The sequence below is a fragment of the Nocardioides xinjiangensis genome, assembly GCF_017916385.1.
GTDB classification, from domain to species: domain Bacteria; phylum Actinomycetota; class Actinomycetes; order Propionibacteriales; family Nocardioidaceae; genus Nocardioides; species Nocardioides xinjiangensis.
Map to the genome: position 1 here is coordinate 356028 of NZ_JAFMSW010000002.1, position 23706 is coordinate 379733.

Consider the following 23706-nt stretch of genomic DNA (forward strand, 5'->3'; position numbering starts at 1 on the left):
GGAGGAAAGAGCGTGAAGCTCCTCAACAGGGGACTTGCACTCGCGGTCGTGGGAGCGGGCCTTGCCGCGCTGCCCACGGTCGGCGTGCAGGCAGCACCGGCCGCACGGGCCGACACGAACGGCGTCGCAGCCATGGCCGACCGGGCCAAGGGTCAGGTCGCCGTCACGCGCGAAGAGTCGAACAAGAAGGTCGGCTTCATCCGCGTCAAGGGCGAGGGCGACCTCTTGCCGAGCGTCGAGGGCGACTCCCTCGGCGCGGCGAGGGACAAGGCCGACGCCTACCTCGACCAGTACGCCGCCAACTTCGGCGCGCGTCCCGGTGAGCTCGTCCGCAGCGGTGTCGCGAAGACCGCGGCCGGCTGGACCATCACCTACACCCAGTCCTACAAGGGCGTCGGCGTGTTCGGCTCGATGCTTCGCGTGCAGGTTGACCACGAGGGCGACCTCACCGCCGTCAACGGGTACGCCGCACCCGACCTGTCGCTGTCGGTCGACCCCCGGATCTCCGCGGCCGACGCCGGCAAGCGAGCCGTCGGCCTGGTCCGCGAGGACCCGCCGGCTCACGACGGGGAGACCGCCGACCTCACCGGCATCGCGCCCAAGACGACCGAGCTGGTCGTCTACCGCATGGGTGCCACCCGCGGCGAGACCGGCGAGGCCGTGCTCGCCTACCAGGTCGAGGTCACGAACGAGAACAACATCCGCGACGCCGTCTTCATCGACGCCCAGACCGGCAAGGCGCTGAACCGCTGGTCCATGGCCGCGCACGCGCTCGACCGTGAGCTCTACGAGGCCACCGGCACCGCGCAGAACCCGGTGCTGACCCGCGTGTGGAAGGAGGGCGACCCGGTCGACGGGCTCAACGTCGACCAGCGGAACCTGGTCTACTCCGCCGGCGAGTCCTACTGGCTCTACCGCAACGCCTTCGGTCGCGACTCCTACGACGGCAACGGCGCGGTCATGCGCACGGTCAACAACGACCCACGCATCAGCTGCCCCAACGCCAACTGGAACGGCGTGACGACCAACTACTGCGACGGCGTCACGTCCGACGACATCGTCTCCCACGAGTGGGGCCACGCCTACACCGAGTACACCTCCGGCCTGATCTACCAGTACCAGTCGGGCGCGCTCAACGAGTCGTACTCCGACGTGTGGGGCGAGACGCTCGACCTGGTCAACGGTCGCGAGGACGAGGACGAGGAGTTCACCACCCGGCGCACGGTCGGTGACTGCGACGCGACGGCCCCGCCGGGCCTCGAGATGGCGATCACCGCCCCGGCCAACCTCGCCGGACCGTGCGTGGCCGTGGCGGCCACGGGCGCCAAGCCCTTCACCACCACCGCGATGACGGCGCAGGTCGTCGTGGCGACCGACGCCGCGAACACGACCGGCCCCACGACCACCGACGGCTGCACCGCGTTCACCAACGCCGCCGCGGTCGCCGGCCGGTGGGCCTACGTCGACCGCGGCACGTGCACGTTCGCGACGAAGGTCGCCAACGCGGAGACCGCCGGCGCGACCGGCATCGTGATCGGCAACAACAACGTCGACCCGCCGGCCGGCTTCACCGGCGACCCCGACCTGTACGGCGTGATGGTCTCGCAGGCCGACGGTGCCCGCTTCAAGAGCACCACCAGCCCGGTGACCGTCTCGGTCCGCGCCGAGGACGTCTCCAGTCGTCCCGACACCACCCGGTGGCTCATGGGCGAGAAGTCCGAGGCCTTCGGCGGCGCGATCCGCGACATGTGGAACCCCACGTGCTACGGCGACCCCGGCAAGGTGACGGACGCCGAGTACAAGTGCGACCCCAACGGCTCTGACGCCGGCGGCGTGCACAGCAACTCGGGTGTGCCCAACCACGCCTACGCCCTGGTCGTCGACGGCGGCACCTACAACGGGCAGGCCGTGACCGGCCTCGGCCTCGACAGGGCCGCCGCCATCTGGTGGCGCGCGCAGACGGCGTACCTCACGCCGCAGTCCAACTTCATCGATGCGGCGAACGCCTTCGAGCAGTCGTGCGTCGACCTGGTCGGACAGCCGATCAACAGGCTCACCACGCAGCCCAACGCCATCCCGGTGGCGGCGACGCCCATCACGGCGGACGACTGCGCCTCGGTCCGGGCCGCGACGGCCGCGACGGAGATGCGGACCGAGCCCGTGAAGTGCAACTTCAAGCCGCTGCTCGGCAAGGACGCCCCCGCCACCTGTGGTGCAGGCTTCACCGAGGACGTGCTGTGGAGCGAAGACTTCGAGGACGGCCTGGCCGGCTGGACCCCGAGCCACGAGGTGGTCTTCACCGGCGGGTTCCACGAGCCGTGGCAGGCCCGCGCGTCGGCCCCGGCCGGCACGGGAGCGTCCCACCCGAGCAAGGTGGCGTACGGACCGGCTCCCGACGCGGGCCAGTGCGTCAACGGCCCGGGTGACTTCTCCAGCCGTGACTCGATCACGGGTCCGGTCGTGGAGCTGCCCGACAGCCTCCGCTCGGCGAAGCTCACCTTCGAGCACTACGTCGCCACGGAGATCGGCTACGACGGTGGCAACGTGAAGATGAGCCTCAACGGCGGCCCGTTCACGGTGGTCCCAGCGTCGGCGTTCATCTACAACGCGCCGAAGACGATCACCGGCCCGTCCACCAACACCAACCCGCTCGCCGGCCAGCCCGGCTTCACGGGCACCGACGGTGGGCAGACCAAGGGCAGCTGGGGCGAGTCGCAGGTCGACCTCGCCGCGGCCGGCGCCGACCCGGGTGACACCGTCCAGCTCCGCTTCGACATCGGTCGCGACGGCTGTGGCGGCAACGAGGGCTGGTACGTCGACAACGTGCGAATCGTCGACTGCAAGCTGGTCACCAGGACGACTGCGGTGCACCGGCCCGAGCCCTCCACGTACGGCACCGCCTCGACCGCCGAGGTCACGGTCGAGCGCGACGGCTCCGCCGGCGACGTGCCCGAGGGCACGGTGACCGTCACCGACGCCAGCGGCACGAAGCTGGGCTCTGCCACCCTCGCGGCCGGCAAGGCCTCGGTCACGCTCCCGGCGAACCTCCCTGTGGGCGCGAACAAGCTGACGGCGACGTACTCCGGCAGCGACAGCCTCGCGACCTCTACGGGGACGTTCACCGCCACCGTGGTCGGGAAGGCCGTGAACCGCTCCCGGACCATCGCGAAGGTCTCACCCGTGCGCCCGCGCTTCGGGAACGACTTCACGGTGATCGGCAAGGTCCGGGCCAAGGGCCTGACCCCGCGCAGCAAGGTCGTCTTCCGCATCGACGGCAAGCGGGTCGGCACGCGGAAGCTCGACGACGGCCGGGCCGTCATGACGGTCCGTCGCAACTACGCGGTCGGCAAGCACACCCTGGTCGTCATCTACCGCGGCTCCGCCACGGTGACGGCGAGCAAGGACAAGTTGACGTTCCGCATCCGTCGGCGCTGACCGGCAGCGACCAGCACCACCACGAGGGCCCCGGCGGAGCGATCCGCCGGGGCCCTCTGGCGTCCCGGGGGCGCTCGCTGTGCCGGGCCGAGGAGCGAGTCGGCGTCAGCCGACCTGATCGCGCACCGAGCGCAGCGGCAGGGTGAACGCGAACGTGCTCCCCCGGCCCAGCTCCGACGTCACCGACAGGGTGCCGCCGTGCGATTCCGCGATCCGCTGCGCGATCGGCAGGCCGAGGCCGGTGCCGGGCACGGAGAGCGCGTTGGGGTTGGTGGAGCGGTGGAACGCCGAGAACACGTGCTGCTGGTCCGCCGCGGAGATCCCCAGCCCGGTGTCGGCGACCTGGACGCAGACCTCGTCGTCCGTCGCCGTCATGGTCACCGACACGCTGCCGTCCTCGGGGGTGTACTTCACCGCGTTGTCGACCATGTTGTCGATGACGCGCGCCAGCTCCTCGGGGTCACCGAACACCACGACGGGGCTCCGTCCGGGCGGGTCGAAGTGCAGGCGCACGCCCGCCTGCTTGGCCCGGATGCTCAGCAGGTCCACGCTCGCCTCGCACAGCTCGGCGAGGTCCACGGCGCGGCGTACGGTCTCGCGCCGGCCCTGGACGCGTGAGTAGTGCAGCAGGTTGGCGACCAGGTTGCTGAGCCGCTGCGCGTTGCGGATGATCGCGTCGATCGAGGTCAGGTCGGGGTGCCGGTCGGCGATGAGCTCGGCGTGGCCGAGGATCGCGGTGAGGGGCGTCTTCAGCTCGTGGGAGATCGTGGCGATCAGCTCGCTGCGGTAGCGGGCCAGCTCGCGCAGCTCCTGCACGAGTCGCTGCTCGGTCTCCAGCACCCGCGAGGCCCGCACGGTCTGCGCGAGCAGGCGACCGACCTCCAGGATCGCGTCCGCCTCGGCCGGGGTGACCGGGCGGACGTGGCGGGCGAAGCCCAGCACCAGGTAGCCGACGAGCTCCTCCTGCGAGACGAGCGGGCACACGACGGCGCGGTCGACGCGCATCGCGCGCATGAGCTCCTGCATGCGCGCCGCGCTGCGCGGCAGGTGCGCGGAGTCGCCGTCGTCCACGCCGAGCTCGACGAGGGTGGGGCGCCCCTCCATCTCGAGGAGGTCGTCGCGGATCGCCGGGACGTCGTAGTCCGGGGAGTACGGCCGCGGCGTCGCGATCCCGATCTGGCTGCCCTGCGCGTCGGTGGGGAACGTGCGCACGACCGTCTGGACCGTGCCCATCGCCTCCCTCACCGCGGCCACCGCGGTCTCGAGCGCGTCGGTCAGCGCGTGCCCGGTGGCGGCCCCCGCCACGGTCGTCAGCATCCGGTCCAGCCGCAGCCGGTCGGTCAGCCGCTCGCGCTCGCGGGCGTTCGACAGCGCGACGCCCGCCTGCACCGCGAACATCTCCAGCAGCTCGCGGTCGGCCTCGTCGGGCACCCGGCCGTCGGCGGGCAGGTCGACGGCCATGTTGCCCAGCAGCTCGCCCGACGCGGAGTAGAGCGGTGCGTAGAGCGCGTGCTCGGGGTGCCAGGCGTCGGGGTCCGCGCTCGCCTCCACGTCGGGGATCCAGGCGGCGCGCAGCCGCTCCTCCGACATCCGCCCGGCCGGCACGAAGCGGAGGATGCCCCACTTGTCGGCCTCACGGAACTCGTCGAGGATCTGATCGGCCGGCGTGCGGCGGTGCAGGATCTCCGCGACGACCTCCGGCGGCCCGGCGACGTTGGTCATCACCAGCACGTCGCCGTCGAGGCGCGCGATCGCCGCGACGCCGTAGCCCAGCACGTCGACGACGCCGTGGGCGATCTCCTCCAGGATGTCCTGGGTGTCGGTCGAGGAGTTGACGCGTCGCATCAGCTCGGCCAGGCGGCTCAGCGCGCCGTGGTTGCGCGGCATGCCGACCTCCCCACCGAGCTCTCGGGACCCTGGACTGACCACGGGCGACTGTAGGGCGCTCAGGCCTCGATCACCACGGGGATGATCATCGGGCGGCGCCGGTGCGCACGGTTGACCCAGCGGCCCACCACGCGGCGCACCGTCTGCTGCAGCTGGTGGGAGTCGGTGACCCCGTCCTGCACCGCGGCCGTGATCGCGTCGACGATCGGCTGGCGGATCTCGGCGAACGTCGTCTCGTCCTCGGCGAACCCGCGGGCGTGGATCTCCGGACCCGACACGACCTTCCCGGTCACCGAGTCGACCACCACGATCACCGAGAGGAAGCCCTCCTCGCCGAGGATGCGCCGGTCCTTCATCGAGGACTCGGAGATGTCGCCGATGGTCGAGCCGTCGACGAAGACGTACCCGACCTCCACCTTGCCGGCCACCTTCGCCACGCCGTCGACGAGGTCGACGACCACGCCGTCCTCGGCGAGCACGACGTTCTGCACCCCGGTGGCGCGCGCGAGGTCGGCGTTGGCGCGCATGTGCCGGTACTCGCCGTGGACCGGCATCACGTTGCGCGGCTTGACGATGTTGTAGCAGTAGAGCAGCTCGCCGGCGCTGGCGTGGCCGGAGACGTGGACGAGCGCGTTGCCCTTGTGCACGACGTTCGCGCCCAGGCGCGACAGCCCGTTGATGACCCGGTAGACGGCGTTCTCGTTGCCGGGGATCAGCGAGCTCGCGAGCACGACGGTGTCGCCCTCCTCGAGGTGGACGAAGCTGTGGCTGCGCTGGGCGATGCGGCTCAGCGCCGAGAGCGGCTCGCCCTGCGACCCGGTGGAGATCAGCACCTGCTTCTCGGGGGGCAGGTCGGCGAGGTCCTTGGCGTCGACCATCACGCCCGGCGGCACGGTGAGGTAGCCCAGCTCCTGCGCGATCGCCATGTTGCGGACCATCGAGCGACCGACGTAGCCGACCCTGCGCCCGTGCGCGACCGCGGCGTCGAGCACCTGCTGGACGCGGTGCACGTGGGAGGCGAAGCACGCGACGATGATGCGCTGGTCGCTCTTGGCGAAGACCCGCTCGAGCACCGGGGAGATGTCCTTCTCCGAGGTGGTGAAGCCGGGGACCTCCGCGTTGGTGGAGTCGGTGAGGAACAGGTCCACGCCCTCGTCGCCGAGGCGGGCGAACTCGTTGAGGTCGGTGATGCGCCCGTCGAGCGGGAGCTGGTCCATCTTGAAGTCGCCGGTGTGCAGCACCACCCCGGCACCGGTGCGGATCACGACCGCGAGCGCGTCGGGGATCGAGTGGTTCACCGCGACGAACTCGAGGACGAACGGGCCGAAGGTGATCGTCTGCCCCTCCGCGACCTCGAAGTGCACGGTCTCCTTGAGCCGGTGCTCGCGCAGCTTGGAGCCGAGCAGCGCCAGGGTGAGCTTGGAGCCGACCAGCGGGATGTCGCCGCGCTCGCGCAGCAGGTACGGCGTCGCGCCGATGTGGTCCTCGTGGCCGTGGGTGAGCACCAGCGCCTCGACGGCGTCGAGGCGGTCGCGGATCGGCTCGAAGTCGGGGAGGATCAGGTCCACGCCGGGGTGGTGGTCCTCGGGGAACAGCACGCCGCAGTCGACGAGGAGCAACCGGCCGTCGTACTCGAAGGCGGTCATGTTGCGACCGACCTCGCCGAGCCCGCCGAGCGGGATGACCCGGAGGCCTCCGGCCGGGAGGGGGGCGGGCGCGCTCAGGTCGAGGTGCGGGTGGCTCAAGGGAATCCTCTTCGGGTCGTCGTTCAGATCAGGCCGGCGGCAGCCAGGCCGGTGCGCAGCGCTGCCACCTCGTCGTCGTCGAGCGCGACGAGGGGTCCGCGGACGCGGCGGTTGTCGAGCACCCCGAGCAGCTCGAGGGCTGCCTTGGCGGTGGTCGCTCCGTAGTTGGGGACGCCCATCACGGCGTCGAAGGCCGGCAGCAGCGCGGTGTGGAGCCGCAGCGCCTCGGCGTGGTCGCCGCGCACCCAGGCGTCGATCATCGACGCCAGCTGGTTGCCGGCCGCGTGGGCCACGACGGACACCAGGCCGACGCCGCCGTAGGCGAGGTAGCCCAGCGTGGCGACGTCGTCGCCGGAGTACACGGCGTAGCCGAGGTCGACGAGCTGCGCCGTGCGCGGCAGCAGGCCGCTGGCCTCCTTCACCGACACGACGTGGTCGTAGCGGCGCATCGCCTCGTAGGTCTCGAGCTCGATGAGGGTCGCGGTGCGCCCCGGCACGTCGTAGAGCATCACCGGCAGGTCGGTCGCCTCGACCACCGCGGAGAAGTGGTGGCGCAGGCCGACCTGGCCCGGCTTGTTGTAGTACGGGCTCACCAGCAGGATCCCGTCGACGCCGACCTTCTCCGCCTGGCGGGCCAGCTCGACGGAGTGCGCGGTCGCGTTGGTACCCACGCCGGCGATGACGGTGGCGCGATCGCCGATCGCGTCGTGCACCGCGCGGAGCAGCTCGCCGTCCTCGGCCACCGACGTGGTGGGGCTCTCCCCCGTCGTGCCGCTGACCACGACGCCGTCGTTGCCGTTGTCGACGAGGTGAGCGGCGATGCGCGCGGTGCCGTCGAGGTCGACGCTGCCGTCCTCGTGGAACGCGGTGGCCATCGCCGTGAGGAGACGACCGAACGGGACGCTGGAGCTCATGCCGGAAGGTTATCGCTCCCTCCGGCGCGAGGTGTCGTCGGCGAGCCTGGCGTCGGCGCGCCTACTGTGGAGCATGGCGTACGACGAGGCGCTCGCGCAGCGCATCCACCACCTGCTCGAGGGCGAGCCGGGCCTCACCTCGCGGAAGATGTTCGGCGGCCTCGGCTTCATGCTGGACGGCCGCATGGCGGTCGCGGCCGGCGGCTCCGGCTCGCTCATGGTCCGCGTGGACCCCGCCGACGGCGCGACGTGGGTCGACGGCGCGGCCGTCGCCCCGATGGAGATGCGCGGCCGGGCCCTCGACGGGTGGCTCCTCGTGTCGCGCGACGCCCTGGAGTCCGACGAGGAGCTGCGCCTGTGGGTCGACCGCGGCGTGGCGTTCGTCCGGGCGCTTCCGCCGCGCTGACCCGAGCTGTCGGACCGTCAGGCGGAGCTGCCGGCGCACCGCTTCGTCACCCGTCGGCGAGGGTGGCGCGGATCACCGGCAGCACGTGGTGCTCCAGCATCGGCGCGAGGTCGTCGGGGTGGTCGCGCAGCGGCGTCCACCGGACCTCGGCGATCTCGGCGGAGGCCACCGGGTCGGCGTCGGACTCCACCCAGAAGACCGTCGAGTGCAGGCTGTGGCCCGGCTCGTTGGCCGCCTCGGAGAGGAACTCCCCGAGCAGCGTCGCGGAGCCGATCTCGAGACCGACCTCCTCGCGGGTCTCCCGCAGGGCGGCGTCCAGCGCGGACTCGCCCGGCTCGAGCTTGCCGCCGACGAGCATGAAGCGCGCCGTGCCCTGCTTGCGCACGGTCAGCACGTGCTCGTCGCGGACGAGCGCCACCGCGGCGACGACGATGTGCTTGTCGGCGGCAGCGTCCACGGACCCGAGCATCTCAGGCCGGCCCCGGACAGCACGCAGCCACCCTGACCGGGGCTTACCCGGCGGGTGGCTGCGTGATGCTGCTCGCTGGCCCGTCAGCCGCCTCTCGGCGAACGGCCGCTCGTAGCGGCTAGGGGTGAGGCCCGGGGGCATGATGCGGACCAGCTGACGGGGTCAACGGGAGGGACCGGCGGTTCATTCCCCGGTGGGCCGCATGATCCGGATCACGTCGTGGGCCTTCCCCCGGCGGGCCACCGCTGCGTCATGCGGAGCCGCACCTATACGTACGCGTCCGCATGACGCAGGCGGCGGACGTCATGCGGAGCCGCACCTATACATACGCGTCCGCATGACGCAGGCGGCGGACGTCATGCGGAGCCGCACCTATACGTACGCGTCCGCATGACGCAGGCGGCGGACGTCATGCGGAGCCGCACCTATGCATACGGATCCGTATGACGCAGGCGGCAGACGGCGTTCCTCGCGCGCGTCGCGCCGGACGTCACGCAGCTCAGGAGCGCTACGACCCGAGCGCGCGTCGTACGGCCGCGAGCGCCTCGTCGTCGGCCACCCCGAGGGCGCGCACGGCGGTGACGTACGACGTCGCGGCCTCCCGCAGCGAGCGGCCGACCCCGCGCCCGGCGACGAACGTGCCGGCTCGTCCGCGGGTCTCGACGACGCCGGTCGCCTCGAGCTCCTTGTAGGCGCGCGCGACGGTGTTGGCGGCCAGGCCCAGCGAGGAGGCGAGCGCCCGCACGGGCGGCAGCCGGTGGCCAGGGGCGAGGGCACCGGTGTCGACCTGCGCGCGGATCCCGTCCCGCACCTGCTCGAAGGGCGGCACGTCCGAGCCGGGGTCGACGGTGAGGTTCACGCCGCGGGGTCCCTGCGCTGCCACCACACCCGGTCGTACCCGTCGTGGTGCTCGCGCCGCGACTCCTCCCACTCGGCGTGGTCGAACACCGGGTAGAAGGCGTCGCCGTCGGGACGCAGCGGCACCTCGGTGATCACCTGCTCGTCGGCGAACGGCAGGGCAGCGGCGTACACCTCGCCCCCACCGGCGACGGCGACGTCCCCGTCGAGCAGGTCGGCCTGCGCCAAGGCGGCCTCGATGCCGTGCGCGACCAGCACGCCGTCGGCCGACCAGTCCGGGTCGCGGGTCAGCACGACCGTGGTCCGCCCGGGCAGCGGCCGGCCGATCGACTCGTAGGTCGTGCGGCCCATCAGCAGGACGCGGCCCATCGTCAGCGCCTTGAACCCCGCCTGCTCGCCCGGGATCGACCAGGGGATGTCGGGGCCGCTGCCGATGACCCCGTTCTCGGCCACCGCCGCGACCATCACGACACGCTTGCCACCGGGCGTCATACGGCGATCGGCGCCTTGATGCCCGGGTGCGGGTCGTAGCCCTCGACCGAGATGTCCTCGAGGTCGAAGGCGTCGATCTCGGTGACGTCGCGGTTGAGCACGAGGCGGGGCAGCGGCCGCGGCTCGCGGGCGAGCTGCAGCCGCGCCTGCTCGACATGGTTGAGGTAGAGGTGCGCGTCGCCGATCGAGTGCACGAAGTCGCCGACCTCGAGCCCGGTCACCTGGGCGACCATGTGGGTGAGCAGGGCGTAGGAGGCGATGTTGAACGGCACGCCGAGGAAGGTGTCGGCCGAGCGCTGGTAGAGCTGGCAGGACAGGCGGCCGCGACCGGTGTCCGAGGGGGCGACGTAGAACTGGAACAGCGTGTGGCACGGCGGCAGCGCCATGTCGTCGACGTCGGCGACGTTCCACGCCGAGACGATGTGACGGCGCGAGTCGGGATTGGTGCGGATGCCCTCGACCAGCCGCGCGACCTGGTCGATGTGCCGGCCGTCCGGCGTCGGCCAGGAGCGCCACTGGTGGCCGTAGACGGGGCCGAGGTCGCCGTTGTCGTCCGCCCACTCGTCCCAGATCGTGATGCCGCGGTCCTGCAGCCACTTCACGTTGGTGTCGCCGCGCAGGAACCACAGCAGCTCGCCGAACACCGACCGGGTGTGCACCTTCTTCGTCGTCACGAGCGGGAAGCCCGCGGACAGGTCGAAGCGCATCTGGTGGCCGAACACGCTCAGGGTCCCGGTGCCGGTGCGGTCGGTCTTCTCGACTCCCTCGTCGAGGATCCGCTGGAGCAGGTCGAGGTAGGCGCGCACAGGGCGACTCTACGACCTCCGGACCCGGGCCAGCGCGACGACGCACGAGACGTCGAAGGCGAAGTCCGGGCCGTCGCGCCAGCGTCCGTCCAGGGCGTCGTACGCCTCCCGCAGGCGGCCCTGCACGGACGCCGACTGCGCCCGCCAGACGACGCCGAAGCTGCCGACCGTCGTCAGTCCCGCCCACAGGTCGGCAGGGGCGACGCGCCAGCACCAAGACGCGGTCGCCGCGTCGGTCACCGCCAGGCCCGCCTCGCTGAGGAGCCCGGCCAGCCCGGCGGCGGAGCGCGCGAAGTCGCGGTCCGCCGGGAGGCGCGGCACCGGGGCCGGCACGGCACCGGCGGCGTCGAGGAGCTCGTTCCACAGCACCGCCTGCGGCGGCGGCGCGCTCCCCCAGATCGTCGCCCGCACGTGGCCGCCGGGCGCGGCCACCCGGGCGAGCTCGCGGGCACCGGCCCGCGGGTCGTCGACGTGGTTGAGCACGAAGCCGGCGGTGACCGCGTCGAAGCCGTCGTCGGCGTACGGCAGGTCGGGCAGCGCTCCGACGGCGACCTCGCAATCGGGGCCGGTCCGGGCCCGGGCCATGGCCGCCATCTCGGGGTCGGGCTCCACGCCGAGGGCGTCGTGGCCCGCCGCGCGCGCCGACTGCACGAGCGTGCCCGTGCCGCAGCCCACGTCGAGCAGGCGGCTCCCGGGCGGGAGGTCGTCGAGCAGCGTCGGGACCGCGCCCGCGCACAGGCCGGCGAAGCCCCGCGCGTAGGCCTGCGCCACGCCTGTCCACACTGCTTCCGCCACGGCTCGCGACCCTACGGCCTCCCGACGGCCTCCCTACGGCCTCCCGACGGCCCCGCGCGTCGTGTCACCGCAGACGGATCGAGCCGTCGACCTGCGTGATGGTCACCGGCTCCCCACAGGTGAGCTCGGCCGTGCACAGCACCAGTGCCCGGCGCCCCGACTCCGACTGACGCACGGCATCCTCGGCGGCGGGGCGTCGCGAGGAGTCGAGCAGGTGCGCCCACCCGCCGCCCGGCACCGGCACGCTCTGCACGAGCAGGTCGTCCCGCCCGAGCTCCAGCAGCTCCGGCGGCGCGACCGGGTCGTCCAGCGCCTCGGGGACGGCGTCGACGGCGTGCACGCCGCCGTCGGCGTCGACCCGGACCACCTCCCCCGACCCGAGCCGCACCGCCGCTCCGGTGCCCCACGGCACGAACGCGTCGACGTCCGGCAGCCGCACGATCACCTCGGCGAGGTGCAGCTCGCCCTCGGCGTACCAGGTCACGGGCAGCGGGTTGGTCTCCCGTCGCACCTCGGGCGGCGCGGGCCGTGCGGCCCACCAGGCCCACCCGACGGCGAGCACCGACGCGGCCACCAGGCAGGCCAGCGCGCGGCCGGCGGCGCGCCGACGCCGCGCCGAGCGCAGCCGCGAGGCCCGGTCCAGCCAGTCCTCCGGTCCGTCGCCCGGGCGGCGTGGACGTACGCCGTGCGGCACCGGCTCGCCGGGCCGGGCGTCGAGGCCGGCACGCCTCCGCGCCTCGGCCCAGATGGTGACGTCCACCTGCTCCTCGCGCACGCGCCGCTCCCACGAGCGGTGGCTGGCCAGCAGCGTCTCCGCGACCGCGAGCCGGGCGTCCTGGGCCGGGACGCCGTCGTCCTCCAGCCCGCCGACGAGGTCGGCCCAGCGCGCGTCGACGTACCGGGTGAAGTCCGAGTCCTCCGCCATGACCACCTCCCGGGGATGCTTCGGAGCCGGGCGGGTGCCGGATGGTCAGGCGGACAGCGACATCGGCCCGTAGACCTGGCGGTCGTGCTCGAAGAGCGTCACCGCTGCGACGCCCTGCTCGGCGAGCTCGGCCCACGTCTCCCCGACCCACGACTCGGCGTCGCCCTGGGTGCCGAAGCGCTGGTCGGAGTGACCCGGGACCTCGACCGGCTGGCCGGCCGCGTCCTCGAGGCGCCACCACCACGGCCGCTCGGCCGCCGACGGCTGGCGGAAGGTGGGGGGCTGGCCGGGGAGCACGTCAGGACTCCTTCACCGACGTCTCGACGAACGGCGGCTTGACCAGCTGGAAGATCTCGCGCCGGCCGCGGATGTCGACGCCGACCTGCGCGTCCTCGGCGATCGTCGCCGGGATGAGCGCCAGTCCGATGCCCTTCCGCAGCGTCGGGGAGAAGGTGCCCGAGGTGATGTCGGCCAGGGGCACGTCCTGGGTGAGGGTCACGCTCATGCCGGGACGCGGGATGCCGCGCCCGAGGGCGAGCAGTCCCCGCAGGCGTCGCCTCGGCCCCTCCTCCTTGACCCGCAGCACCGCGTCGCGGCCGAAGAAGGCGTCCTTCCGCCACCCGACGGCCCACGACAGCCCCGCCTCGACCGGGTTCGTGTCGAGGCTGATGTCCTGTCCGTGCAGCGGGTAGCCCATCTCGGTGCGGAGGGTGTCGCGGGCGCCGAGGCCGCAGGGGACGATCCCCCACTCCTCGCCGGCCGCCAGCAGGTCGTCCCAGAGCCGACCCGCTGCCTCGTTGGCGACGACGAGCTCGTAGCCGCGCTCGCCGGTGTAGCCCGTGCGGCACACGACGACGCCGGGGCCGTCGCCGCCTCCCGCCGATGCGAGCGGGGCCTCGACGAACGACATGTACTCGTGCCCGGTCGGCAGGCCCACCCTCGCCAGCACCTCGTCGGACCGGGGCCCCTGCACGGCGAGGACCGCGTAGTCGTCGTGGTGGTCGACGACCTCCACACCCGCCGGCGCGGCCGCCCGGAGGCGGCGCACGACCTCGCCGGCGTTGGCGGCGTTGGGGACCAGCAGCACGTGCTCGTCGTCGTGCCAGTAGGCGATGAGGTCGTCGACGATGCCGCCCGACTCGTCGAGGCAGAGGGTGTACTGCGCCTTGCCCGGGCGGATCTTGGCGAGGTCGTTGGACAGCGTGGCGTTGACGAAGTCGGCCGCGCCGGGACCCGACACCATCGCCTTCCCGAGGTGGCTGACGTCGAAGACCCCGACGCCCTCACGGACCGCGGTGTGCTCCTTGACCACGCCGGTCCGGTACTCCAGCGGCATCGACCAGCCGCCGAACTCCGCGAGCTTCGCCCCGAGGGCCTCGTGTCGGTCGTGGAGGGGCGACTGCTTGAGCGATCCGGCCATGCCGCGAAACCTACCTCAGCGTGCGGCGCGTCAGGGCTCGCCTAACATGCCCGGGTGACCTCGTACTCCCTCCGCAGCGCCAGCCCCGCCAAGACCCGAGCCGACGCCGTCGTCGTCGGGGTCGTCGCCGGCCCGGAGGGGCCGCGGCTGTGCGACGCGGCCGCGGACGTCACGGCCGCCTACGGCCGCAGGCTGCGGCCGTTCCTCTCCACGATGGGCGTGACCGGCAAGGCCGGCGAGGCCGTCAAGGCGCCGACCCGCGACGAGGTCAACGCCCCGCTGCTCGTCTTCGTCGGGCTCGGCGAGGACCCGTCCGACCCGGTCGCCGTACGCCGGGCCGCGGGCGTGGCCGCGCGCGGCGTCGCCAACGCCGCCTCCGTCGCCCTCGCGCTCCCGAGCGACACCCCCGCGCTGGTCGCCGCGGTCGTCGAGGGCCACCGCCTCGGTGGCTACAGCTTCACCGCCTACAAGTCGACCAAGCCCGAGGCCGGTGAGCCCAACGACGTCGTCGTGCTGACGCCCCTCGCCCGCCGCGCCGAGGCCGTCGAGGCGCTCGAGCGGGCCCAGGTCCTCGCCGACGCGGTCACCCTCGCCCGCGACTGGGTCAACACCCCTCCCCGGGACTGCACTCCCCCGCTGCTGGCCGAGCTCGTGAGCGCCGCCCACAAGGAGGTGACCAAGGGACGCGGGGCACCCAAGGTCCAGCTCGAGGTCTTCGACCACGAGCAGCTCGCCGACATGGGGTGCGGCGGCATCCTCAGCGTCGGCAACTCCTCCGCTTCGCCGTCGCGGCTCGTCAAGCTGACCTGGGCGCCGAAGGATGCGGTGACGCACCTCGCACTGGTCGGCAAGGGCGTCACCTTCGACTCCGGCGGGCTCACCATCAAGCCGTCCTCGAGCATGCTGAACATGAAGGGCGACATGGCCGGGGCTGCGAGCGTCGTCGCGGCGACCCTGGCGATCGCCCGCCTCGGGCTGCCGGTGAAGGTCACGGCGTACGCGCCGATGGCCGAGAACATGGTCTCGGGCACGGCGACGCGTCCCGGCGACGTCATCACGATGCGCAACGGCACCACCGTGGAGATCGCCAACACCGACGCCGAGGGGCGGATGCTGCTCGGCGACGCGCTCGCGCTGGCGGTCGAGGAGGGACCCGACGTCGTCGTCGACATCGCCACCCTCACCGGTCACATGCAGCTCGCGCTGGGCGACAAGGTGGGTGCCGTGATGGGCACCGACGACCAGGTCCCGGCCGTCCTGGCGGCGGGCGTCGCCGCCGGTGAGCAGCACTGGCACATGCCGATCCCGGAGGAGATGGCGGAGCGGATCAGCACCTCCAAGGTCGCCGACCTGCTCCAGCACGACTGGGTGCGGTGGGGCGGCGGACTGTACGCCTCGGCGTTCCTGCGCGAGTTCACCGGCGGGCTGCCGTGGGCGCACCTCGACATCGCCGGCAAGGAGATCAACACCGGCAGCCCCTACGGCCACGTCCCCGCGGGCGCGACCGGGTTCGGGGTCACCACGCTCGTCGAGTACGCGCGCTCGCTCGCCACCTCAGCCGGCTGATCACCTGCGCAGCACCCAGGCGACCACCTCGGCGCGGCTGGTGAGCCCGAGCTTGGCCAGCACGTGCCGCACATGGGTCTCCACCGTGCGCTCGGAGAGGTAGAGCCGCTGCGCGATGGCGCGGTTGCTCAGGCCCTCGGCCACCAGACCGGCCACCTCGCGCTCGCGCGGGGTCAGCGGGCCCGCCGTGGGGGGCAGCGCGCCGAGCAGCCGCTCGGCGGTCGCGAGCGGGCCGGGCATGTCGAGCCGCCGGAGCTCGCCCACCGCGGCGGCCAGCAGCTGCCGCACCTCCTCCCGGCTGTCGTCCCCCGGCGAGCCGTCGGGCTCCAGCAGCGCCTGCGCCAGCCCGAGACGGCTCAGCGCCGTGAACGGCCGCGCCCCGATGCGGGCGTTGAGCGCCACGGCGTCGCGGTAGTGCCGCACGGCGAGGTCGGGCCGCCCGGCGACCCGCGCGTAGTCGCCGAGCGACCGCGCGACGGCGCCGTCGCTGAAGACCCCGCCCGAGCCGTCGCCGCTGTACTCGTGGGCGAACGGCAGGAACAGGTCGTAGGCCTCGGCGCACACCTCGGCGTCCTCGAGGATCACCGCGACCGCAGCCACCTGGCCGATGGTGCCGGCCCAGCGGACCCCCACCGGGTACGTCGACGGCAGGTGGCGGAACTGCTCGAACTCGGCGCGCGCGCTGTCGAGGTCCCCCGCGAGCGCGTGGAGCATCGGCCTGGCCACCTGCACCACCGGGAACGGCGGCGCGTGCGCGAGCATCCACTCCCACGCCTGCGGCTCGTCGTCGTACACGCCGCGCACCCGCATCAGCTCGATGCGGAAGGCATGGTCCATCCCCGCCATGCCGAGGTCGCCGATCTGCTCGGCGACGACGCGGGCGGCGTCGTTCGTCGCCCGGGCGGTCGCGAAGTCCCCGACCAGCGCCTCCCGCACCGCGCGGTAGCGGAGGTGGTGCCAGCGGGCGAGGACGGACCCGTGCCGACGTGCGACCGCCTCGACCTGGGCCAGCTCCTCGTCGACCGCCGCCATGTTGCCCAGCTGGAAGGCGGCGTCCAGTCGCCACAGGTGGCCCCACAGCGCCGCCACCGGCCGCCGGGCGGCAGCGCCGAGCTCCACGGCCCGACGGCCCAGGTCGAGCCGTTCGCGCACCGTGTGCGGGACGCTGATGGTGAGGTGACGGGCCGCGATGCTGTCCAGGATCGCGTCCTGGTCACCGGACCGCTCCGCCTCGGCGAGCGCCTCTTCCGCCAGCGCGCCTGCGCGGGCTCCCTGGTCGGTCTCGGCCGCGCCCACGGCCAGCTGCGCCAGCAGGCGCGCCCGCACGGCGCGGTCGCCGGCGTCCACGCACGCCAGCGCGCGGGTGCCGAGCTCGGTCACCACGCGGTTGGCGCCGGGATCGCCCAGACCCTGCACCACCAGCGCCGCGCTCGCGAGCAGGTCCGAGCGACCCGCCGCCTCAGCCAGCGCGGCCGCCTCCTGGCAGGTCCGCAGGGCCTCCGGCACACGGTCACCGAGGAACTGCGCCTCGGCGAGGCGCACCAGCGCGCCGGCGAGGGCCTCGCCGGACGCGCCCGAGCGCCGTGCCGCCTCGACGGCGAGCGCGGCGAAGCCCACCGCGTCGTCGAAGGCCAGGCACGCGCGTGCCTCGTCGTCGGCCACCTCGGCCCAGCGCGCGCACCGCCGGGCGTCCTCCTGACCGCCGGCCCGGTGCCAGTGGTGGGCGATCGAGCCGGCCGCGGTGCGCGGCGCGGTGATCCCGGTCGTGCTGCCGGAGCCGGGCCCCGTCCCTGTCGTCGCCTCCAGGGCCGCCGCGGCAGCGCGGTGCAGCGTGCGCCGACGCTCCGTCGGCACGCCGGCGTACACCGCGTCGCGCACCAGGGCGTGCTGGAAGCGCAGCTCCCCGGGCGCCGAGTCCTGCAGCAACCCCACGGCGACCAGCTCGTCGAGCAGCGCCCGCACCCGGTCGTCCCGCTCCCCCACCACCTCGGCGAGCACGTCGGGAGCCACCCGCTCCCCCAGGACCGCAGCGGCCTCGGCCACCTCGCGGGCCTCCACGTCGAGCGGGTCGAGCCGGGCGGCGACCACCCGCCGCAGGCGCGGGCGCTGCCCCACCAGCCGGCCGACCTCGTCGTCCTCCACCGGCAGGTCCCGGCGCCCGAGCTCCTCGGCGAGCAGCCGCACCAGCAGCGGGTTCCCCGAGGTGGCCCGCCACAGCGTCGCAGCGCGACGGCCCGGCTCGAGGTGGCCGCCGGGCAGGTGCGGCACCCAGGCCGCCACGTCGGCAGCGGTGAGCCCGGCCAGCGCCACCGACACCGCGGCGTCGCTGCGCAGAAGGTCGGGCTCGGCGTCGGCCAGGGGGCCGTGCGCGCCCTCGCGGCTGGTGAGCAACATCGCGACGCGACTGTGGCGCAGCTCGGCGACCAGGTGACGCACCAGGAGGACCGACGTGTGGTCCGCCCAGTGCATGTCCTCGAGCACCAGCAGCAGGCCGTCCGGGCCGGACCTGTCGCGGATGACGTCGGCGACGGCGACGAACAGCTCGAACCGGGCGGCGGGATTCTGGTCGGCGCTGCGCGCCGGCAACAGGCGCGTCGCCTCGGGCCAGTCCCGCATGGCGCGCAGCCACGGCCACAGCGGCGGCGCGCCCGGGTCGTCGACCGCGTACCCGAGCGCGACGCCCATGCGCTCGCCCCGGGCCGCGGCACAGGCCGCCTCGGCCACGACCGTCTTGCCGATGCCCGCCGGTCCGGTCACCAGCAGGAGCCGCCCCTGCCCCGCCCGGGCTTCGGTCAGCGCGCGCCGGACCTGCGCGAGCTCCTCCGACCGCCCGACCACGACGCCCATCGGCCCAGTATCGCGCTGGAACCCGGTCCCGGTCAGTCCCGCGGCCGCGCCGGATCAGTGGCGGGATGCGTGCTGGCACTGACGCGACCTGCGGCGCACGGCACGAGGCTCTGGCGAAGGAGTTCCCACACCAGCCCCGACCCACAGGAGGAGTCATGCACGCCGAGATCGTCTACTTCGACGGGCCACGCAGCCCGGACATCGTGGCCGCCAGCACCCGCGCCGGTCGCGACCGCATCGAGCCGGCACTGGCGGCCGACGAGCGCTTCCGCGAGGAGCACGTCGCCACCCTCGTGCTGCGCCAGCCCCACGGCGCCGAGGCGGTCGTCGTGTGCACCCGCACCGAGGCGGGCCTCGACCTCGTGCGCGAGATCGTGATGAACACCGAGCTGATGCCCGGCGAGGACCCCGCCCTGCTCACCGACCCCGACCGGGTCGAGCGCTACGTCGTGGAGCACATGACCACGACGTCGGCGCCGTTCGAGGCGGTGTCGTCATGACCGCCACCGCCGACACGCTCGCCCTCGCGACCGGGCGGTGGGCCTGCCTGCTGCCGCTGACCGAGGCGCGCTTCGCGGTGCACAACTTCGGGGTCGGCACCGTGCGCGGCCGGATCCCGGTCCGCGAGGCGTCGTTCGAGGTGGACGCCGCTGGCGAGCCGGTGCGGCTGCACGCGGCGCTCGACCTGACCGGCATCGACACCGGCAACAGCCGGCGCGACCGCGACCTCCGTTCGCCCCGCCTGCTGGACACGGAGCGGTACCCCGCTCTCGCCTTCGACGGGGGACCGGCGCGCCGCTCCGGTGCGCACACGTGGCAGGTGCCGGGCCGGCTCACCGGCCACGGGGCCCCGGTCGAGCTGGTCCTGGAGGTGACCGCGACCGAGCAGACGCGGGACCGGTGCACCTTCCGCGCCGGCGCCGAGCTCGACCGGCGCCGGCTCGGGGTGACCGCTCCCGCGTTCCTCATCGGGCACCGGGTCCGGGTGGAGATCGACGCCGCGTTCGCCCCACCCGCGCAGACCTCCTCGGGACCAGACCGAGGAGCGTGACGACCCGCGCGCTCGCGGGTCCGTGGACCGGCGGCCCTACAGGCCGCCGGTCTCCTTCTTGCGCCGGTTGTAGTCGCGCATCCGCTGCGGCACGCCGACCACCGCGGCGTCGTACGACGGCACGCGGTGGCGATTGGCGAACTCGTGCGCCCACTTCACGCTCGGCACCCGCCGGCGGGTCCACTCACCGTCGTGCGCGACCAGCAGGATCGTCACGTCGCTGACCGCGGTGCGCGGCTCGACGAAGCCCTCCACGCCCTGCCTGGTGGCGACGAAGCTCTCCAGGTGCCGCAGGTCCTCGCTGTCGGCGGCACGCACCCGGGTGGAGCCGGTCCGGGCGGCGTCGCGCGCCGGAGCACTCGTGCGCCCCTTGCGGCGGAATCGGTCGAACAGGCCCATGGCGCACATTGTGCCGGGCGCCCGTGCGCGACGCCTGAGTTCGGTCCGACCCGGTGTGGACAGGCTCACGAAGAGTGCAAAGATGGTCGCGCCCAACCAGGGCGTGAGCAGACAGCATGCGGAGGGAAATCTGTGGCGGACGGTGAGTTCGACGTCCTCGTCCTCGGGGCTGGTTCGGGCGGCTACGCCTGCGCCCTGCGAGCGGCCCAGCTGGGGCTGAGCGTCGGTCTGGTCGAGAAGGGCAACCTCGGCGGCACGTGCCTGCACGTGGGGTGCATCCCGACCAAGGCCCTCCTCCACGCCGCCGAGGTCGCCGACTCGGCCCGCGACGCCGCACGGTTCGGCGTGACCGCCACCCTCGACGGCATCGACATGGCCGGCGTGAACTCCTACAAGGACAAGGTCGTCGACCGGCTCTTCAAGGGCCTGACCGGCCTGGTCAAGTCGCGCGGCATCACGGTCATCCAGGGCACGGGCACGCTGACCGGCCCGCGGGAGGTGAGCGTCGACGGCACGGCGTACACCGGGCGATCGGTGGTCCTGGCCTCCGGCTCCTACAGCAAGTCGCTGCCCGGCCTCGACGTCGACGGCGAGAAGGTCATCACCTCCGAGCACGCGCTGCGCCTCGACCGCGTCCCGGCGTCGGTGATCGTGCTGGGCGGCGGCGTCATCGGCTGCGAGTTCGCCAGCGTGTGGCGGTCCTTCGGCGCCGAGGTGACCATCGTCGAGGCCCTCCCCCGGCTCGTCGCCGCCGAGGACGAGGCGTCCTCGAAGGCCCTCGAGCGCGCGTTCCGCAAGCGCGGGATCGCCTTCCACACCGGCACCCCGTTCCAGAGCGTGAAGACCACCGACACCGGCGTCGCGGTGACCGTCGAGGGCGGTGACGTGCTCGAGGCCGAGGTGCTGCTCGTGGCGGTCGGCCGCGGCCCGTCCACCGACGGGCTGGGGTACGCCGAGCAGGGCATCGCGATGGAGCGCGGCTTCGTCCTCACCGACGAGCGCTGCCGCACCAACGTCGACGACGTGTACGCCGTGGGCGACATCGTCCCGGGCCTGCAGCTCGCCCACCGCGGGTTCCAGCAGGGGATCTTCGTCGCGGAGGAGATCGCCGGGCTCGACCCGCGGCCCGTGGACGAGTCGGGCATCCCGCGCGTCACCTACTCCCACCCCGAGATCGCCTCCGTCGGTCTCGACGAGGCCCGGGCGCGGGAGCTGCACGGCGACGCGGTGACGACGGTGACCTACGACCTCGGCGGCAACGGCAAGAGCCAGATCCTGCAGACCCAGGGCTTCGTCAAGCTCGTCGGCCTCGCCGACGGCCCGGTCCTCGGCGTCCACATGGTGGGCGATCGGGTCGGCGAGCTCATCGGCGAGGCGCAGCTGATCTACAACTGGGAGGCGCACGCCGAGGACGTCGCACCGCTCGTGCACGCCCATCCCACCCAGAACGAGGCCCTCGGCGAGGCCCACCTGGCGCTGGCGGGCAAGCCGCTCCACGCGCACTCCTGACCCCTCCGCACCACCGAATCCCCACCCACACGCGAGCGAAGGAACCACATTGGCCTCCGAAGTCACCCTCCCCGCACTCGGCGAGTCCGTCACCGAGGGCACCGTCACCCGCTGGCTCAAGCAGGTCGGTGACACGGTTGCCGTCGACGAGCCGCTGCTGGAGGTCTCCACCGACAAGGTCGACACCGAGATCCCGTCCCCGGTCGCCGGCACGCTGCTGGAGATCAAGGCCAACGAGGACGACACCGTCGAGGTGGGGGCCGTCCTGGCCGTCGTCGGCGAGGAGGGCGAGTCGGCCGGGGACGTCTCCGGCTCCGCCGAGCCCGAGGCGCAGCCCCAGGACGAGCAGGAGTCGGAGAAGAAGGCCGAGCAGGAGGAGCAGGTCGCCGAGGAGACCGGTGACCTGCCCCCGGGCGACGAGACGCCGGAGTCGGAGAAGGCCGACGCCCCGGCACAGTCCGAGCCGGCCGCCGAGCAGGCCTCCTCCGGTGGCTCCGGTGGGTCCGGCGGCGGCGGTGGCGGCACCCCCGTCACGCTGCCGGCCCTCGGCGAGTCCGTCACCGAGGGCACCGTCACCCGCTGGCTCAAGCAGGTCGGTGACGAGGTCGCCGTCGACGAGCCGCTCCTCGAGGTCTCCACCGACAAGGTCGACACCGAGATCCCCTCTCCGGTCGCCGGCACCCTGCTGGAGATCAAGGCCAACGAGGACGAGACCGTCGAGGTCGGCGCCGAGCTCGCCGTCATCGGCTCCGGCGACGCGGGCGGCCAGCCGCAGTCGGCCGAGGCCCAGCCGAAGGACGAGGAGAACGCCCAGAAGAAAGCCGAGCAGGAGCAGCAGATCGCCGAGGAGAAGGGCGAGCTGCCCGCCGGCGACGAGACGCCGGAGTCGGACAAGCAGGACTCCACCGCCCCCCAGCAGCAGGACCAGCAGCAGGACCAGCAGCAGGGCCAGCAGCAGGAGGTGGAGCCGGAGGCGAAGGGCGAGGCGCCCTACGCGCCCGCCCCGCAGGGCGAGCCCGAGCCGCAGCGCACCGACGCCGCCGCCCAGCCGACGGCGCCCTCCGCGCCCCCGGCCGGTGGCTCGTCCGAGGGTGGCCGGGACCAGTCGGCGTACGTCACCCCGCTGGTGCGGAAGATGGCCGACCAGCACGGCGTGGACCTCGCCTCGGTGCAGGGCACCGGGGTGGGCGGGCGCATCCGCAAGCAGGACGTCCTCGACGCGGCCGCCGCCCAGCAGCAGTCCCAGCAGCAGTCCCAGCAGCAGTCCCAGCAGGCCCCGGCTGCCGCTCCGGCCGCCGCTGCTGCCGGTGCCCCGCCGGCGGCCGCCGCGCCGTCGTCGGCGTCCCCGTCGCCGCTGCGCGGCACCACCGAGCCGCTGTCGCGGCTGCGCAAGGTCATCGCCACGCGGATGACCGAGTCGCTCCACGAGGCCGCCCAGCTGACCCAGGTGACCGAGGTCGACGTCACCGCCATCGCTCGCATGCGGGAGGCCGTCAAGGCCGACTTCCTGGCGCGCGAGGGCGTGAAGCTGACCTACCTGCCGTTCTTCGCCAAGGCGGCGATCGACGCGCTCAAGCTGCACCCGAAGCTCAACGCCGCGATCGACGCGGAGAAGGGCGAGGTGACCTACTACGACCGCGAGAACATCGCGTTCGCCGTGGACACCGAGAAGGGCCTGCTGACGCCGGTCGTCAAGGAGGCGGGCGACCTCTCGATCGCCGGCCTGGCCAAGAAGATCGCGGACGTCGCCGAGCGCACCCGCACCAACAAGATCACGCCCGACGAGCTGTCCGGCGGCACGTTCACGATCACCAACCTGGGCAGCTTCGGGGCGCTCTTCGACACCCCGATCATCAACAAGCCGCAGGTCGCGATCCTGGGCCCGGGCGCGGTGGTGAAGCGTCCCGTCGTGATCGACGACCCGAACCTCGGCGAGACGATCGCGGTGCGCCACATGGTCTACCTGTCGCTGACCTACGACCACCGCCTGGTGGACGGCGCCGACGCCGGCCGCTTCCTGCAGGAGGTCAAGAAGCGCCTGCAGGCGGGTCAGTTCGAGGTCTGAGCCCCGTTCCTCCACAGGACCCCGGTCGCCACTGGCGACCGGGGTCCTGTGGCGTCCGCTGCACCACCCGAAAACCCGGAGCGCAACGTCGGTGCCGACGTCTACCGTGGGACCCAC

Annotated in this window: 20 protein-coding genes; 7 read left to right on the plus strand and 13 right to left on the minus strand. The window is 73.3% G+C overall.

Annotated elements, in window-relative coordinates:
- Positions 1 to 12 precede the first annotated feature (12 nt).
- A complete protein-coding gene (locus J3P32_RS18005) occupies positions 13 to 3435 on the plus strand; it encodes a M4 family metallopeptidase (protein WP_307807896.1) in 3423 nt (1140 codons plus the stop codon).
- A 105-nt stretch (positions 3436 to 3540) separates the two neighbouring features.
- On the opposite strand, the gene J3P32_RS18295 is transcribed toward J3P32_RS18005, so the two are convergent.
- Genes J3P32_RS18295 through dapA form a run of 3 tightly spaced genes read right to left on the minus strand, consistent with a single transcriptional unit; the run spans position 3541 to position 7981 of the window.
- Positions 3541 to 5322 (minus strand): sensor histidine kinase, encoded by a 1782-nt coding sequence (locus J3P32_RS18295; RefSeq protein WP_210441239.1) that lies wholly within the window; start codon positions 5320 to 5322, stop codon positions 3541 to 3543.
- 59 nt (positions 5323 to 5381) lie between these two features.
- Positions 5382 to 7067: a ribonuclease J gene (locus J3P32_RS16540; protein WP_210441242.1), complete on the minus strand. Its 1686-nt coding sequence runs from the start codon at positions 7065 to 7067 to the stop codon at positions 5382 to 5384.
- A 23-nt stretch (positions 7068 to 7090) separates the two neighbouring features.
- Positions 7091 to 7981, minus strand: a complete 891-nt coding sequence (dapA, locus tag J3P32_RS16545) for a 4-hydroxy-tetrahydrodipicolinate synthase (protein WP_210441244.1) — start codon at positions 7979 to 7981, stop codon at positions 7091 to 7093.
- Here dapA and J3P32_RS16550 point away from each other — a divergent pair.
- Complete coding sequence (locus tag J3P32_RS16550; RefSeq protein WP_210441246.1) at positions 7980 to 8387, plus strand: TfoX/Sxy family protein; 408 nt, start codon at positions 7980 to 7982, stop codon at positions 8385 to 8387. The two genes, dapA and J3P32_RS16550, sit on opposite strands and share 2 nt — an antisense overlap.
- A 46-nt stretch (positions 8388 to 8433) precedes the next feature.
- Here the strand turns inward: J3P32_RS16550 and J3P32_RS16555 are convergent, their stop codons facing one another.
- The 8 genes from J3P32_RS16555 to gcvT form a co-directional block, all read right to left on the minus strand.
- Positions 8434 to 8844, minus strand: a complete 411-nt coding sequence (locus J3P32_RS16555; protein ID WP_307861739.1) for an NUDIX hydrolase — start codon at positions 8842 to 8844, stop codon at positions 8434 to 8436.
- Between the two features lie 520 nt (positions 8845 to 9364).
- A complete protein-coding gene (locus tag J3P32_RS18605) occupies positions 9365 to 9715 on the minus strand; it encodes a GntR family transcriptional regulator (protein ID WP_210441249.1) in 351 nt (116 codons plus the stop codon).
- A complete protein-coding gene (locus tag J3P32_RS16565) occupies positions 9712 to 10206 on the minus strand; it encodes a dihydrofolate reductase (protein ID WP_210441251.1) in 495 nt (164 codons plus the stop codon). Before J3P32_RS16565 ends, J3P32_RS18605 begins: the two co-directional genes overlap by 4 nt.
- Positions 10203 to 11012, minus strand: coding sequence for a thymidylate synthase (locus J3P32_RS16570; protein WP_210441253.1), 810 nt, complete (start codon positions 11010 to 11012; stop codon positions 10203 to 10205). Before J3P32_RS16570 ends, J3P32_RS16565 begins: the two co-directional genes overlap by 4 nt.
- 9 nt (positions 11013 to 11021) lie before the next feature.
- On the minus strand, positions 11022 to 11807 hold the full coding sequence (locus J3P32_RS16575; RefSeq protein ID WP_210441254.1) for a class I SAM-dependent methyltransferase: 786 nt from the start codon (positions 11805 to 11807) through the stop codon (positions 11022 to 11024).
- 64 nt (positions 11808 to 11871) lie between these two features.
- Positions 11872 to 12732, minus strand: coding sequence for a hypothetical protein (locus J3P32_RS16580; protein ID WP_210441255.1), 861 nt, complete (start codon positions 12730 to 12732; stop codon positions 11872 to 11874).
- 45 nt (positions 12733 to 12777) lie between these two features.
- A complete protein-coding gene (locus tag J3P32_RS16585; protein ID WP_210441256.1) occupies positions 12778 to 13029 on the minus strand; it encodes a hypothetical protein in 252 nt (83 codons plus the stop codon).
- A gap of 1 nt (position 13030) precedes the next feature.
- The gene (gene gcvT, locus J3P32_RS16590) at positions 13031 to 14152 is read right to left on the minus strand and encodes a glycine cleavage system aminomethyltransferase GcvT (protein ID WP_210441257.1); all 1122 of its coding nucleotides are present in this window, start codon (positions 14150 to 14152) and stop codon (positions 13031 to 13033) included.
- A gap of 54 nt (positions 14153 to 14206) precedes the next feature.
- Between gcvT and J3P32_RS16595 the strand changes: the two genes are divergently transcribed.
- Positions 14207 to 15718 (plus strand): leucyl aminopeptidase, encoded by a 1512-nt coding sequence (locus J3P32_RS16595; RefSeq protein ID WP_210441258.1) that lies wholly within the window; start codon positions 14207 to 14209, stop codon positions 15716 to 15718.
- Here the strand turns inward: J3P32_RS16595 and J3P32_RS18300 are convergent, their stop codons facing one another.
- The gene (locus tag J3P32_RS18300; RefSeq protein WP_210441259.1) at positions 15719 to 18565 is read right to left on the minus strand and encodes an ATP-binding protein; all 2847 of its coding nucleotides are present in this window, start codon (positions 18563 to 18565) and stop codon (positions 15719 to 15721) included.
- A 155-nt stretch (positions 18566 to 18720) separates the two neighbouring features.
- On the opposite strand from J3P32_RS18300, the gene J3P32_RS16605 reads away from it, so the two are divergent.
- A complete protein-coding gene (locus J3P32_RS16605; protein WP_210441261.1) occupies positions 18721 to 19065 on the plus strand; it encodes a hypothetical protein in 345 nt (114 codons plus the stop codon).
- Positions 19062 to 19616 (plus strand): YceI family protein, encoded by a 555-nt coding sequence (locus J3P32_RS16610; protein ID WP_210441263.1) that lies wholly within the window; start codon positions 19062 to 19064, stop codon positions 19614 to 19616. Before J3P32_RS16605 ends, J3P32_RS16610 begins: the two co-directional genes overlap by 4 nt.
- 36 nt (positions 19617 to 19652) lie before the next feature.
- Here J3P32_RS16610 and J3P32_RS16615 read toward each other — a convergent pair whose 3' ends face one another.
- A complete protein-coding gene (locus tag J3P32_RS16615; protein ID WP_246851239.1) occupies positions 19653 to 20015 on the minus strand; it encodes a hypothetical protein in 363 nt (120 codons plus the stop codon).
- 132 nt (positions 20016 to 20147) lie between these two features.
- Here J3P32_RS16615 and lpdA point away from each other — a divergent pair, with 132 nt between their 5' ends.
- A complete protein-coding gene (gene lpdA / locus J3P32_RS16620) occupies positions 20148 to 21524 on the plus strand; it encodes a dihydrolipoyl dehydrogenase (RefSeq protein WP_210441265.1) in 1377 nt (458 codons plus the stop codon).
- Between the two features lie 49 nt (positions 21525 to 21573).
- The gene (gene sucB / locus J3P32_RS16625; protein ID WP_210441267.1) at positions 21574 to 23589 is read left to right on the plus strand and encodes a 2-oxoglutarate dehydrogenase, E2 component, dihydrolipoamide succinyltransferase; all 2016 of its coding nucleotides are present in this window, start codon (positions 21574 to 21576) and stop codon (positions 23587 to 23589) included.
- Positions 23590 to 23706: the final 117 nt, after the last annotated feature.